Source organism: Bacillus pumilus (assembly GCF_003431975.1).
GTDB classification, from domain to species: Bacteria; Bacillota; Bacilli; order Bacillales; family Bacillaceae; genus Bacillus; species Bacillus pumilus_N.
In genome coordinates, this window is the sequence record NZ_CP027116.1 from 84,186 (window position 1) to 97,614 (window position 13,429).

The following is a 13,429-nucleotide window of genomic DNA, read 5'->3' on the forward strand; positions in this document are numbered from 1 at the left end:
GGTGTTAGTGATGGCTCGTATTGCAAATTCAGTTTTTGAATTAATAGGAAATACACCAGTCGTTAAATTAAACCGTTTAGTGGAAGAAGACAGTGCGGATGTCTACTTGAAACTTGAATATATGAACCCGGGCAGCAGTGTAAAAGATCGTATTGCGTTAGCGATGATCGAAGACGCTGAAGCGAAAGGTAAGCTAAAAGCTGGTGACACGCTCATCGAACCAACAAGTGGAAACACAGGGATTGGTCTTGCGATGGTAGCGGCAGCTAAAGGAATTAACGCCATTCTGGTGATGCCAGACACTATGAGTCAGGAGCGCCGCAACCTTTTACGTGCTTATGGCGCAGAGCTTGTTTTAACACCAGGTGCAGAAGGAATGAAAGGTGCTATCAGTAAGGCAGAAGAATTGGCAGAAGAACACGGTTATTTCATGCCTCAGCAATTTAACAACGAAGCCAATGCGGAGATTCACCGTCGTACAACAGGGAAAGAAATCCTTGAACAGTTTGACGGCGAGCTTGATGCATTTATTGCAGGTGTTGGTACGGGCGGTACGATTACAGGGGCTGGTGAAGTCCTAAAAGAAGCCATCCCATCCATTCAGCTTTATGCGGTAGAGCCGACAGATTCTCCTGTATTATCAGGCGGAAAGCCAGGCCCGCATAAAATCCAAGGAATTGGAGCGGGTTTCATCCCTTCCATCTTGAACACGGAAGTATATGACGGCATTATCCAAGTGAAAAACGAAGATGCCTTTGAGCTTGCAAGAAAAGCAGCGAAAGAGGAAGGAATCCTTGGCGGTATTTCTTCAGGAGCAGCTATTTACGCAGCGCTTCAAACAGCGAAAAAGCTTGGTAAAGGGAAAAAGGTTCTGGCGATCATCCCAAGTAATGGTGAGCGTTACCTTAGTACACCTCTTTATCAATTCGATTAAACCCATCACCCCAGCATTTGCTGGGGTTTTTTCATGAAATCTGAAGATGGAAAGCAAATACTATTTTCTAAATAAATTGGATTGCATTACAATAAGATTAATGAAAATGAAAAAAGGATGATAACATGACACAACGCAGGCCAATGGGCATCAAAATTCCTTTTACGAAAGATGCTTTCCTGAAACGATATGAGCAGTTAACTGCTCGCGAAACCCATCACGTTCTTCTTGAGAGTGCTCGCGGTGGTTCATACAGCATTGCTGGGATTGATCCGATTGCTAAAGCGAAGGGCAAAGACGGGATGACAACCATCCATTATCAAGATGAGGTGCTTTTCAAAGAAGGCGATCCATTCAGAGCGTTTACGGATTGGTTCCAAACCCTTCAAACCGAAACGAATGAGGAATATCCTGACTTTCAAGGCGGGGCGATTGGTTTTTTAAGCTATGATTATGCTAGATATATCGAACATTTTAAGATGCTGTCCATTGATGATCTGAAAACACCTGATCTTTATTTTCTCGTGTTTAATGATGTTGCGGTCTTTGATCATGAAGAAGACGTGCTGTGGCTGATCACTCACACAGAAGGAACGGAACCTGTGAGTAAGGCTCATCAAAGACTTGAAGACTTGAAGCAAAAGTGGACTAGTTTTTCAGAAGAACTAGCGCAATCACCTGTCGATGTGTCTTCTGTAGAATTTGTTCCAGCAGCACCTTTTACTGAAGAAACCTTTGGGGAAGCAGTAGAAAAAATTAAGCAATATATCGCAAGCGGTGATGTGTTCCAAGTGAATTTATCCATCAGACAAGATGAACAGCTCCACACACATCCGTATGATTTATACAAAACGTTACGTCAAGTCAATCCATCTCCTTATATGTCTTATCTGCACACACCTGATTTCCAGATTGTTTGTGGATCTCCAGAGCTGCTGATTAAGAAAAAGGGAACTCAATTAGAAACAAGACCGATTGCAGGTACAAGATCACGAGGCAAAGACGATGCTGAGGATCAAGCACTGGCAAAAGAACTTATTGAAAATGAAAAAGAACGAGCAGAACATGTGATGCTTGTTAATCTTGAGCGGAATGACCTTGGACGAGTGTCCACTTATGGCTCAGTACAAGTGAACGAATTTATGGCGATTGAGAAATATTCACACGTCATGCACATTGTGTCTAATGTACAAGGAGAATTGCGAGACGATTGTGATGCAGTAGATGTCATGAGGGCCGTATTCCCAGGCGGAACCATTACAGGTGCGCCAAAGGTGAGAACAATGGAAATTATAGAAGAACTTGAGCCAACAAGACGTGGGCTTTATACTGGATCTATAGGCTGGTTTGGATTCAATCAAGATATGCACTTTAACATCGTCATTCGTACAGCGTATTGTACTGAAGGAAAAGCCTTTATGCAGTCAGGTGCGGGGATCGTCATCGACTCTGTACCAAAGCACGAATACAAAGAATCCATTAAAAAAGCCTATGCAGTCAAAAAAGCATTACAGCTGAGCAAAGAAGAGACTATTTTGAGTTAGAGGTGAGCAGAGTATGATTTTAATGATTGATAATTATGATTCATTTACGTACAACCTGGTTCAGTATTTAGGAGAGCTCGGAGAAGAATTGATTGTGAAACGAAATGATCAAGTAACGATTCAAGAAATCGAACAGCTCAAGCCAGATTTTCTTATGGTTTCTCCAGGACCATGCAGTCCAGATGAAGCGGGAATTAGTATGGAGGCGATCAAGCACTTTGCTGGAAGCATTCCGATCTTCGGCGTGTGTCTAGGTCATCAATCCATCGCGCAAGTCTTTGGTGGGGATGTTATTCGTGCAGAGCGACTAATGCATGGTAAAACGTCAGAGATTGAACATGACGGCAAAGGTGTCTTCACGGGACTCCAAAATCCGCTCGTCGCAACGAGATATCATTCATTAATTGTGAAAAACGAGACGCTGCCGGAGTGTTTTGAGGCAACAGCCAGCACAAAGGAAGGCGAGCTGATGGCGATTCGCCATAAAGAACTGCCAATTGAAAGTGTGCAGTTCCATCCTGAATCGATTATGACGTCCTTTGGAAAAGAAATGCTGAAAAATTTCATTGAAACCTATCGCAAAAAGGGGCATGAAGTAAACGCATGATCATTTACTTGAACGGTCAGTATATAGAGGAGAAAGACGCGACTCTTTCTCCTTTTGATCATGGTTTTCTATATGGCATCGGTGTATTCGAAACATTTACCAGCCTGGCAGGACAAGTCTTCCTGTTAGATTGGCATCTTGAAAGGCTCAATCAATCATTGCGTGACCTTTGCATCGAATCCACAATAGAGAAACCATTTGTACTCGACATCATTCATACCTTACTGAATAAAAACGAAATAGCTGGTGGTCATGCGAGAATTCGCTTTAATGTTTCTGCGGGCAGAGGCAATGGATTTTCTGCAGATCCTTATGAAGAGCCTGTCGTGATTGTCATGATCTCTCCATTCCGGCCCGAAGCCATATTAGATGAGAAGCAGGGAGTCATTCTTCAAACGAGGAGAAATACGCCGGAAGGCAAAAGGCGCCTCAAGTCTCATCATTATATGAACAATCTGCTCGCTAAACGAGAAGTGGGAAATGACCCATCGTTAGAAGGCATCTTTTTAACAAAAGAAAGCGACGTGGCAGAAGGAATTACCTCCAATGTATTTTGGCGAAAAAATGATGTGATCTATACACCATCGCTGGATACAGGCATTTTAAATGGCGTCACTCGTCGATATTGTATCGAAACACTTCAAACTATGGGGACTTCAATAAAAGAAGGAAGATACCCAGTTTCGCATTTGCTATCAGCTGATGAGGCATGGATGACGAATTCTGTTCAGGGGATTGTTCCTTTCAGGATTATAGGAGAAATCTCATTGCCCCAAAACAGCCGGACCATCTCAACAAAGTTAAGAACGCAATACACGAAAGAACGTCTAGAACTTAAAGAGTAGGTGACACAATGACACAACAAGTGATAAAACAGCCTAAAGTCATACAAGCCAAGCACCACACCCTTAGTTATGAAGAAAAGACATTGGTCATGGGCATTTTAAATGTCACACCTGACTCTTTCTCAGATGGAGGAAAGTTTAATCAAGTGGATAAAGCGCTGGCTCATGCAGTGCAGCTGATAGAAGACGGGGCGCATATTATCGATATTGGCGGAGAATCGACTCGCCCTGGAGCGGCGTTTGTCTCAGAACAAGAGGAGCTTTCAAGAGTGATTCCTGTCATTGAAAAGATCACAAAAGAATTGGATGTACCCATTTCGATTGATACGTATAAAGCCCATGTTGCAGATGAAGCAGTCAAAGCCGGAGCGTCTATCATTAATGATGTATGGGGAGCGAAGGCAGATCCTCAAATGGCACATGTGGCAGCGAAGCACAATGTGCCGATTATTTTAATGCACAATCGACCAGAACGAAACTACACACACCTGATATCAGATATGATCGCAGATTTGAAAGAAAGTGTTCAAATTGCGAAGCGAGCGGGTGTCCGTGATGACATGATCATATTAGACCCGGGTGTAGGGTTTGCGAAAAATAAAGAGGACAACCTGATGGTCATGAATGAGCTGGAACATTTTTGTCACCTAGGTTACCCGCTGCTCTTAGCTACATCTCGAAAACGATTCATCGGAGCTGTCTTAGACCTGCCGCCTGAAGAACGTACTGAAGGAACGGGTGCTACGGTCTGCCTTGGAATTCAAAAAGGTAGTGCGATGGTTCGCGTACATGATGTAAAACAAATCGCAAGAATGGCAAAAATGATGGATGCCATGCTGAATAAGGGAGGCGCTTATCATCGATAAAGTATATGTAAATGGAATGGAATTTTACGGCTACCACGGCGTATTTGCCGAAGAAAACAAATTAGGACAGCGATTCCGTGTGGACTTAACAGCTGCACTTGATTTAAGCAAAGCCGGACAAACGGATGACCTCAATGAGACCATCAATTATGCAGAGCTCTACCAAATTTGCAAAAGCATTGTAGAAGGTGAACCAGTTAACCTCGTTGAAACACTGACAGAAAGAATTGCAAGCCAAGTGTTAAAGGACTTTCCAACAATTCAGGAATGTACAGTGAAGGTGATCAAACCAGATCCGCCAATCCCAGGACACTATCAGTCCGTTGCAATTGAAATGACGAGATCACGCACATGAACAATACCGTATACATCGCTTTAGGTTCGAACATAGGTAAAAAGGAAACCTATTTAAAAGAAGCTGTCAAAAAGCTGCACGAACATCCAGAGGTTCAAGTAGAATTGATCTCATCTATATATGAAACAACACCTGTAGGTTACGAAAACCAAGACGACTTTTTAAACATGGCTGTGAAAATTTCTACTTCGCTTCGCCCGCTTGAACTACTGGCACTTACTCAGGAAATTGAGCAAGAATTAGGCAGAACAAGAGAAGTGAGGTGGGGACCACGAACGGCTGACCTTGACATTTTACTTTATAATCGTGAAAATATTGACACAGAACTGCTTGTCGTACCGCATCCTAGAATGTACGAACGTTTATTCGTTCTCGTTCCAATGAGTGAGATTTGCCCAGAAATCGGCGAAGTACAAATAAATGCCGTAACAGACCAAGAAGGTGTTAGCATATGGAAAAAGACATGTGGGGTAGAAGAATTCGTGCATACCGAAAGCTAAAAGGGTATACTCAGGAAGGGTTCGCCAAAAGACTGGGCATCTCTGTCTCGGTCTTAGGAGAAATTGAGCGAGGCAATCGATTACCAACAAACCAATTGGTTGATCAAATAGCAGATGCTTTAAATATAACGGTGGAAGAACTTTCACCAACTCTTGAAGAAGAAAGGAGGGGAAATGATGTTTAAAATCGGAGATATCGACATTAAAAACAAAGTGGTGCTCGCACCTATGGCTGGTGTGTGCAACTCTGCCTTCAGACTGACCGTTAAAGAGTTTGGAGCGGGTTTAGTCTGCGCTGAAATGGTCAGTGACAAAGCAATCCTGATTAACAATGCAAGAACAATGGGCATGCTTTACATTGATGAAAGGGAAAAGCCCTTGAGCCTTCAGATATTTGGAGGAGAAAAAGACACACTCGTTGAAGCGGCAAAGTTTGTAGACCAGAATACCACAGCGGACATTATTGATATCAACATGGGCTGTCCTGTACCGAAGATTACGAAATGTGATGCAGGAGCGAAATGGCTGCTTGATCCAAACAAGATCTATGAAATGGTCTCTGCTGTCGTAGAAGCTGTAGATAAACCTGTTACAGTGAAAATGAGAATGGGCTGGGACGAAGATCATATTTTCGCTATCGACAATGCACGTGCTGTTGAGCGAGCGGGTGGACAAGCGGTTGCGCTTCACGGACGGACACGCGTGCAGATGTACGAAGGAACAGCGAATTGGGATATTATCAAAGAGGTCAAACAATCTGTTTCCATTCCTGTCATTGGCAACGGAGATGTCAAAACCCCTCAGGATGCAAAACGTATGCTTGATGAAACGGGTGTAGATGCTGTCATGATCGGAAGAGCTGCACTAGGAAACCCATGGATGATCTATCGAACGGTTCATTATTTAGAAACGGGTGAACTGAAAGAAGAGCCAAACGTACGTGAGAAGATGTCAGTGTGTAAGCTTCACTTAGACAGACTCATTGATCTGAAAGGCGAGCACGTGGCTGTCAGAGAAATGAGAAAGCACGCAGCATGGTACTTAAAAGGTGTTCGTGGCAATGCGGACGTGAGAAATCAAATCAATCAAAGTGAAACGAGAGCGGAGCTTGTACAAGTTCTTGATGACTTTACGATCGAAGCCGAGGCAAAAGAGCTTCAAAGTATAAAAGTAGGATAAGACTATCTTTCTTTTTGTAGCTCACTGCTAGTGCATGTACTGGCAGTTTTTCTACTTTTCTCTGCAAAATACATTATTGGAGTGATATAAATGAGTAATGAAGGGCTTAATAACGAAGAATTAAATGACCAATTCCAGGTCAGACGTGACAAAATGAATAAAATGAGAGAAGAGGGTATCGATCCGTTCGGTGAACGATATGACCGTTCTCATCAATCTGCACAAATTATCGCTGAATACGATGAGTTTTCTAAAGAAGACTTAGAAGAAAAGTCTGCCCAAGTGACAATCGCTGGACGTATGATGACTAAGCGTGGAAAAGGGAAAGCTGGCTTTGCGCATATCCAAGACTTAGAAGGACAAATTCAAATCTACGTTCGTAAAGATAGTGTAGGAGAAGAGGCTTACGAATTATTCAAAAGCTCAGACCTAGGCGATATCATCGGTGTAACAGGAACAGTATTTAAAACGAATGTAGGGGAACTTTCTATTAAAGCGACTAGCTTTGAGGTTCTCACAAAAGCACTTCGCCCACTTCCTGATAAATATCATGGACTCAAAGATGTTGAACAACGCTATCGTCAACGCTACCTTGACCTGATCGTAAATCCAGAAAGTAAGCAGACGTTCATCATGCGAAGCAAGATTATTCAATCCATGAGAAGATACTTAGATTCTAAAGGATACCTAGAAGTTGAAACACCAACAATGCACAGCATTCCTGGTGGTGCATCAGCGCGTCCTTTCATTACTCATCACAATGCACTTGATATGCCGCTTTATATGCGTATTGCGATTGAACTGCACTTAAAACGTCTCATTGTCGGTGGTCTAGAGAAAGTATACGAGATTGGCCGTGTATTCCGTAATGAAGGTGTATCCACTCGTCACAACCCAGAATTCACTATGATCGAGCTGTACGAAGCATACGCAGATTACAATGACATCATGAATTTAACTGAAAATCTGATTGCTCATATTGCCGAAGAGGTGCTAGGAACAACCACTATTCAATATGGAGAAGATGAGATTGACCTCAAGCCTGAATGGAAAAGAGTCCATATGGTTGAAGCGGTCAAAGAAGCAACTGGTGTAGACTTCTGGCAGGAGATGTCTGTAGAAGAAGCGAAACAGCATGCAGCTGATCACGGAATTGAAATTACGAAAAACATGACAGTGGGTCATATTATCAATGAGTTCTTCGAGCAAAAAGTAGAAGAAACATTGGTTCAGCCTACATTTATTTACGGACACCCAGTGGAGATTTCTCCATTAGCTAAGAAAAATCCTAAAGACCCTCGCTTCACAGATCGTTTTGAGCTATTTATCGTACGCCGTGAGCACGCTAATGCATTCACAGAGCTAAACGATCCTATCGATCAAAGAGAACGATTCGAAGCTCAATTAAAAGAACGCGAAGAAGGAAATGACGAAGCGCATCTAATGGATGACGATTTTGTTGAAGCATTAGAATATGGAATGCCTCCAACAGGTGGTCTAGGAATTGGTATCGACCGATTAATCATGCTATTAACAAATTCTCCATCAATCAGAGACGTACTGCTTTTCCCGCAAATGAGAAACCGCTAATACATCAATCAAAGCGCCATTTTAACTGTGGCGCTTTTTATTTTTCATAAAATGAAACTTTTTTTTAAAAAACTATTGCAAGGTAAGAATCAAGATGGTATATTATTATTCGTTGCCGCAAAACAGCAACGAGGTTAAAAAAAGAAATTGAAAAAATTCTTGACTTTAACCGATACGAAATGTTAAGATATTAAAGTCGCTTACGAGCGATAACGAAAATGATCTTTGAAAACTAAACAAGACAAAACGTACCTGTTAATTCGAGTTTTTATAAAAAATCCTATGATACATCATAGGTAGTCAGTCAAACGCTGACGAAAAACAAAACTTCGGTTTTGTACTTTTTCGGAGAGTTTGATCCTGGCTCAGGACGAACGCTGGCGGCGTGCCTAATACATGCAAGTCGAGCGGACAGAAGGGAGCTTGCTCCCGGATGTTAGCGGCGGACGGGTGAGTAACACGTGGGTAACCTGCCTGTAAGACTGGGATAACTCCGGGAAACCGGAGCTAATACCGGATAGTTCCTTGAACCGCATGGTTCAAGGATGAAAGACGGTTTCGGCTGTCACTTACAGATGGACCCGCGGCGCATTAGCTAGTTGGTGGGGTAATGGCTCACCAAGGCGACGATGCGTAGCCGACCTGAGAGGGTGATCGGCCACACTGGGACTGAGACACGGCCCAGACTCCTACGGGAGGCAGCAGTAGGGAATCTTCCGCAATGGACGAAAGTCTGACGGAGCAACGCCGCGTGAGTGATGAAGGTTTTCGGATCGTAAAGCTCTGTTGTTAGGGAAGAACAAGTGCGAGAGTAACTGCTCGCACCTTGACGGTACCTAACCAGAAAGCCACGGCTAACTACGTGCCAGCAGCCGCGGTAATACGTAGGTGGCAAGCGTTGTCCGGAATTATTGGGCGTAAAGGGCTCGCAGGCGGTTTCTTAAGTCTGATGTGAAAGCCCCCGGCTCAACCGGGGAGGGTCATTGGAAACTGGGAAACTTGAGTGCAGAAGAGGAGAGTGGAATTCCACGTGTAGCGGTGAAATGCGTAGAGATGTGGAGGAACACCAGTGGCGAAGGCGACTCTCTGGTCTGTAACTGACGCTGAGGAGCGAAAGCGTGGGGAGCGAACAGGATTAGATACCCTGGTAGTCCACGCCGTAAACGATGAGTGCTAAGTGTTAGGGGGTTTCCGCCCCTTAGTGCTGCAGCTAACGCATTAAGCACTCCGCCTGGGGAGTACGGTCGCAAGACTGAAACTCAAAGGAATTGACGGGGGCCCGCACAAGCGGTGGAGCATGTGGTTTAATTCGAAGCAACGCGAAGAACCTTACCAGGTCTTGACATCCTCTGACAACCCTAGAGATAGGGCTTTCCCTTCGGGGACAGAGTGACAGGTGGTGCATGGTTGTCGTCAGCTCGTGTCGTGAGATGTTGGGTTAAGTCCCGCAACGAGCGCAACCCTTGATCTTAGTTGCCAGCATTCAGTTGGGCACTCTAAGGTGACTGCCGGTGACAAACCGGAGGAAGGTGGGGATGACGTCAAATCATCATGCCCCTTATGACCTGGGCTACACACGTGCTACAATGGACAGAACAAAGGGCTGCGAGACCGCAAGGTTTAGCCAATCCCATAAATCTGTTCTCAGTTCGGATCGCAGTCTGCAACTCGACTGCGTGAAGCTGGAATCGCTAGTAATCGCGGATCAGCATGCCGCGGTGAATACGTTCCCGGGCCTTGTACACACCGCCCGTCACACCACGAGAGTTTGCAACACCCGAAGTCGGTGAGGTAACCTTTATGGAGCCAGCCGCCGAAGGTGGGGCAGATGATTGGGGTGAAGTCGTAACAAGGTAGCCGTATCGGAAGGTGCGGCTGGATCACCTCCTTTCTAAGGATATATGGAGCAGTGTGCGTTTTCGTCTTGTTTAGTTTTGAAGGATCATTCCTTCAAGACATGTCTCTAGCGAGACAGGATTGTTCTTTGAAAACTAGATAACAATAAGTAATACATTCACATTGAATGCAATGCAAAGTTCATCACACATAGTGATTCTTTCTAAAGTAAGAAATGGTTAAGTTAGAAAGGGCGCACGGTGGATGCCTTGGCACTAGGAGCCGATGAAGGACGGGACGAACACCGATATGCTTCGGGGAGCTGTAAGCAAGCTTTGATCCGGAGATTTCCGAATGGGGAAACCCACTGCTCGTAATGGAGTAGTATCCATACTTGAATACATAGAGTATGAGAAGGCATACCCGGGGAACTGAAACATCTAAGTACCCGGAGGAAGAGAAAGCAAATGCGATTCCCTGAGTAGCGGCGAGCGAAACGGGAACAGCCCAAACCAAGAGGCTTGCCTCTTGGGGTTGTAGGACACTCTATACGGAGTTACAAAGGAACGATATAAGCGAAGAGGTCTGGAAAGGCCCGCCAAAGAAGGTAACAGCCCTGTAACTGAAATGTTGTTCTCTCCAGAGTGGATCCTGAGTACGGCGGAACACGTGAAATTCCGTCGGAATCCGGGAGGACCATCTCCCAAGGCTAAATACTCCCTAGTGACCGATAGTGAACCAGTACCGTGAGGGAAAGGTGAAAAGCACCCCGGAAGGGGAGTGAAATAGATCCTGAAACCGTGTGCCTACAAGTAGTCAGAGCCCGTTAATGGGTGATGGCGTGCCTTTTGTAGAATGAACCGGCGAGTTACGATCCCGTGCAAGGTTAAGCAGAAGATGCGGAGCCGCAGCGAAAGCGAGTCTGAATAGGGCGCATGAGTACGTGGTCGTAGACCCGAAACCAGGTGATCTACCCATGTCCAGGGTGAAGTTCAGGTAACACTGAATGGAGGCCCGAACCCACGCACGTTGAAAAGTGCGGGGATGAGGTGTGGGTAGGGGTGAAATGCCAATCGAACCTGGAGATAGCTGGTTCTCTCCGAAATAGCTTTAGGGCTAGCCTCAAGGTAAGAGTCTCGGAGGTAGAGCACTGATTGGACTAGGGGCCCCTACCGGGTTACCGAATTCAGTCAAACTCCGAATGCCGATGACTTATCCTTGGGAGTCAGACTGCGAGTGATAAGATCCGTAGTCGAAAGGGAAACAGCCCAGACCGCCAGCTAAGGTCCCAAAGTATACGTTAAGTGGAAAAGGATGTGGAGTTGCTTAGACAACCAGGATGTTGGCTTAGAAGCAGCCACCATTTAAAGAGTGCGTAATAGCTCACTGGTCGAGTGACTCTGCGCCGAAAATGTACCGGGGCTAAACGTATCACCGAAGCTGCGGACTGTTCTTACGAACAGTGGTAGGAGAGCGTTCTAAGTGCAGTGAAGTCAGACCGGAAGGACTGGTGGAGCGCTTAGAAGTGAGAATGCCGGTATGAGTAGCGAAAGACGGGTGAGAATCCCGTCCACCGAATGCCTAAGGTTTCCTGAGGAAGGCTCGTCCGCTCAGGGTTAGTCGGGACCTAAGCCGAGGCCGAAAGGCGTAGGCGATGGACAACAGGTTGATATTCCTGTACCACCTCCTCACCATTTGAGCAATGGGGGGACGCAGGAGGATAGGGTAAGCGCGGTATTGGATATCCGCGTCCAAGCAGTTAGGCTGGGAAATAGGCAAATCCGTTTCCCGTAAAGGCTGAGCTGTGATGGCGAGCGAAATTTAGTAGCGAAGTTCCTGATTCCACACTGCCAAGAAAAGCCTCTAGCGAGGTGAGAGGTGCCCGTACCGCAAACCGACACAGGTAGGCGAGGAGAGAATCCTAAGGTGATCGAGAGAACTCTCGTTAAGGAACTCGGCAAAATGACCCCGTAACTTCGGGAGAAGGGGTGCTTCTTAGGGTGTTAAAGCCCCGAGAAGCCGCAGTGAATAGGCCCAGGCGACTGTTTAGCAAAAACACAGGTCTCTGCGAAGCCGTAAGGCGAAGTATAGGGGCTGACGCCTGCCCGGTGCTGGAAGGTTAAGAGGAGCGCTTAGCGTAAGCGAAGGTGCGAATTGAAGCCCCAGTAAACGGCGGCCGTAACTATAACGGTCCTAAGGTAGCGAAATTCCTTGTCGGGTAAGTTCCGACCCGCACGAAAGGCGCAACGATCTGGGCACTGTCTCAACGAGAGACTCGGTGAAATTATAGTACCTGTGAAGATGCAGGTTACCCGCGACAGGACGGAAAGACCCCGTGGAGCTTTACTGCAGCCTGATATTGAATGTTGGTACAGCTTGTACAGGATAGGTAGGAGCCTTGGAAACCGGAGCGCTAGCTTCGGTGGAGGCATCGGTGGGATACTACCCTGGCTGTATTGACCTTCTAACCCGCTGCCCTTATCGGGCAGGGAGACAGTGTCAGGTGGGCAGTTTGACTGGGGCGGTCGCCTCCTAAAATGTAACGGAGGCGCCCAAAGGTTCCCTCAGAATGGTTGGAAATCATTCGCAGAGTGTAAAGGCACAAGGGAGCTTGACTGCGAGACCTACAAGTCGAGCAGGGACGAAAGTCGGGCTTAGTGATCCGGTGGTTCCGCATGGAAGGGCCATCGCTCAACGGATAAAAGCTACCCCGGGGATAACAGGCTTATCTCCCCCAAGAGTCCACATCGACGGGGAGGTTTGGCACCTCGATGTCGGCTCATCGCATCCTGGGGCTGTAGTCGGTCCCAAGGGTTGGGCTGTTCGCCCATTAAAGCGGTACGCGAGCTGGGTTCAGAACGTCGTGAGACAGTTCGGTCCCTATCCGTCGCGGGCGCAGGAAATTTGAGAGGAGCTGTCCTTAGTACGAGAGGACCGGGATGGACGCACCGCTGGTGTACCAGTTGTTCTGCCAAGGGCATCGCTGGGTAGCTATGTGCGGACGGGATAAGTGCTGAAAGCATCTAAGCATGAAGCCCCCCTCAAGATGAGATTTCCCATTCCGCAAGGAAGTAAGATCCCTGAAAGATGATCAGGTTGATAGGTCTGAGGTGGAAGCGTGGTGACACGTGGAGCTGACAGATACTAATAGATCGAGGACTTAACCTTTATTC

Annotated in this window: 10 protein-coding genes and 2 rRNA genes; all 12 read left to right on the plus strand. The window is 46.1% G+C overall.

Annotated features, from left to right (window positions below; translation table 11 throughout):
- Nucleotides 1–10: 10 nt before the first annotated feature.
- Nucleotides 11–934, plus strand: a complete 924-nt coding sequence (gene cysK / locus C5695_RS00445; protein WP_117728211.1) for a cysteine synthase A — start codon at nucleotides 11–13, stop codon at nucleotides 932–934.
- 125 nt (nucleotides 935–1,059) lie between these two features.
- Complete coding sequence (locus tag C5695_RS00450) at nucleotides 1,060–2,478, plus strand: anthranilate synthase component I family protein (RefSeq protein ID WP_117728213.1); 1,419 nt, start codon at nucleotides 1,060–1,062, stop codon at nucleotides 2,476–2,478.
- 13 nt (nucleotides 2,479–2,491) lie between these two features.
- Nucleotides 2,492–3,085, plus strand: coding sequence for an aminodeoxychorismate/anthranilate synthase component II (gene pabA, locus C5695_RS00455; RefSeq protein ID WP_117728216.1), 594 nt, complete (start codon nucleotides 2,492–2,494; stop codon nucleotides 3,083–3,085).
- A complete protein-coding gene (pabC, locus tag C5695_RS00460; protein WP_117728218.1) occupies nucleotides 3,082–3,930 on the plus strand; it encodes an aminodeoxychorismate lyase in 849 nt (282 codons plus the stop codon). Before pabA ends, pabC begins: the two co-directional genes overlap by 4 nt.
- Before the next feature lie 8 nt (nucleotides 3,931–3,938).
- On the plus strand, nucleotides 3,939–4,796 hold the full coding sequence (folP, locus tag C5695_RS00465) for a dihydropteroate synthase (RefSeq protein ID WP_117728220.1): 858 nt from the start codon (nucleotides 3,939–3,941) through the stop codon (nucleotides 4,794–4,796).
- Nucleotides 4,789–5,151, plus strand: a complete 363-nt coding sequence (gene folB / locus C5695_RS00470; protein WP_117728222.1) for a dihydroneopterin aldolase — start codon at nucleotides 4,789–4,791, stop codon at nucleotides 5,149–5,151. The genes folP and folB overlap by 8 nt, the downstream gene beginning before the upstream one ends.
- Nucleotides 5,148–5,651, plus strand: a complete 504-nt coding sequence (gene folK / locus C5695_RS00475) for a 2-amino-4-hydroxy-6-hydroxymethyldihydropteridine diphosphokinase (RefSeq protein WP_117728225.1) — start codon at nucleotides 5,148–5,150, stop codon at nucleotides 5,649–5,651. Before folB ends, folK begins: the two co-directional genes overlap by 4 nt.
- Nucleotides 5,603–5,836, plus strand: a complete 234-nt coding sequence (locus C5695_RS00480) for a helix-turn-helix domain-containing protein (protein ID WP_117728227.1) — start codon at nucleotides 5,603–5,605, stop codon at nucleotides 5,834–5,836. The genes folK and C5695_RS00480 overlap by 49 nt, the downstream gene beginning before the upstream one ends.
- A complete protein-coding gene (gene dusB / locus C5695_RS00485) occupies nucleotides 5,829–6,830 on the plus strand; it encodes a tRNA dihydrouridine synthase DusB (protein WP_117728229.1) in 1,002 nt (333 codons plus the stop codon). Before C5695_RS00480 ends, dusB begins: the two co-directional genes overlap by 8 nt.
- Nucleotides 6,831–6,920: 90 nt before the next feature.
- Complete coding sequence (gene lysS, locus C5695_RS00490) at nucleotides 6,921–8,420, plus strand: lysine--tRNA ligase (protein ID WP_117728231.1); 1,500 nt, start codon at nucleotides 6,921–6,923, stop codon at nucleotides 8,418–8,420.
- Nucleotides 8,421–8,762: 342 nt separating this feature from the next.
- Nucleotides 8,763–10,311, plus strand: a 16S ribosomal RNA gene (locus tag C5695_RS00495).
- A 182-nt stretch (nucleotides 10,312–10,493) separates the two neighbouring features.
- Nucleotides 10,494–13,424 (plus strand): 23S ribosomal RNA (locus tag C5695_RS00500).
- Together the 16S and 23S rRNA genes form the textbook arrangement of a ribosomal RNA operon.
- Nucleotides 13,425–13,429 lie beyond the last annotated feature (5 nt).

Excerpts from the sequence above, each read along its gene's own strand:
- folP (WP_117728220.1), top strand. The coding sequence starts at position 3,939 with ATGACACAACAAGTGATAAAACAGCCTAAAGTCATACAAGCCAAGCAC.
- cysK (WP_117728211.1), top strand. The coding sequence starts at position 11 with ATGGCTCGTATTGCAAATTCAGTTTTTGAATTAATAGGAAATACACCA.
- C5695_RS00480 (WP_117728227.1), top strand. The coding sequence starts at position 5,603 with ATGGAAAAAGACATGTGGGGTAGAAGAATTCGTGCATACCGAAAGCTA.
- pabA (WP_117728216.1), top strand. The coding sequence starts at position 2,492 with ATGATTTTAATGATTGATAATTATGATTCATTTACGTACAACCTGGTT.
- folK (WP_117728225.1), top strand. The coding sequence starts at position 5,148 with ATGAACAATACCGTATACATCGCTTTAGGTTCGAACATAGGTAAAAAG.
- dusB (WP_117728229.1), top strand. The coding sequence starts at position 5,829 with ATGTTTAAAATCGGAGATATCGACATTAAAAACAAAGTGGTGCTCGCA.
- C5695_RS00450 (WP_117728213.1), top strand. The coding sequence starts at position 1,060 with ATGACACAACGCAGGCCAATGGGCATCAAAATTCCTTTTACGAAAGAT.
- pabC (WP_117728218.1), top strand. The coding sequence starts at position 3,082 with ATGATCATTTACTTGAACGGTCAGTATATAGAGGAGAAAGACGCGACT.
- lysS (WP_117728231.1), top strand. The coding sequence starts at position 6,921 with ATGAGTAATGAAGGGCTTAATAACGAAGAATTAAATGACCAATTCCAG.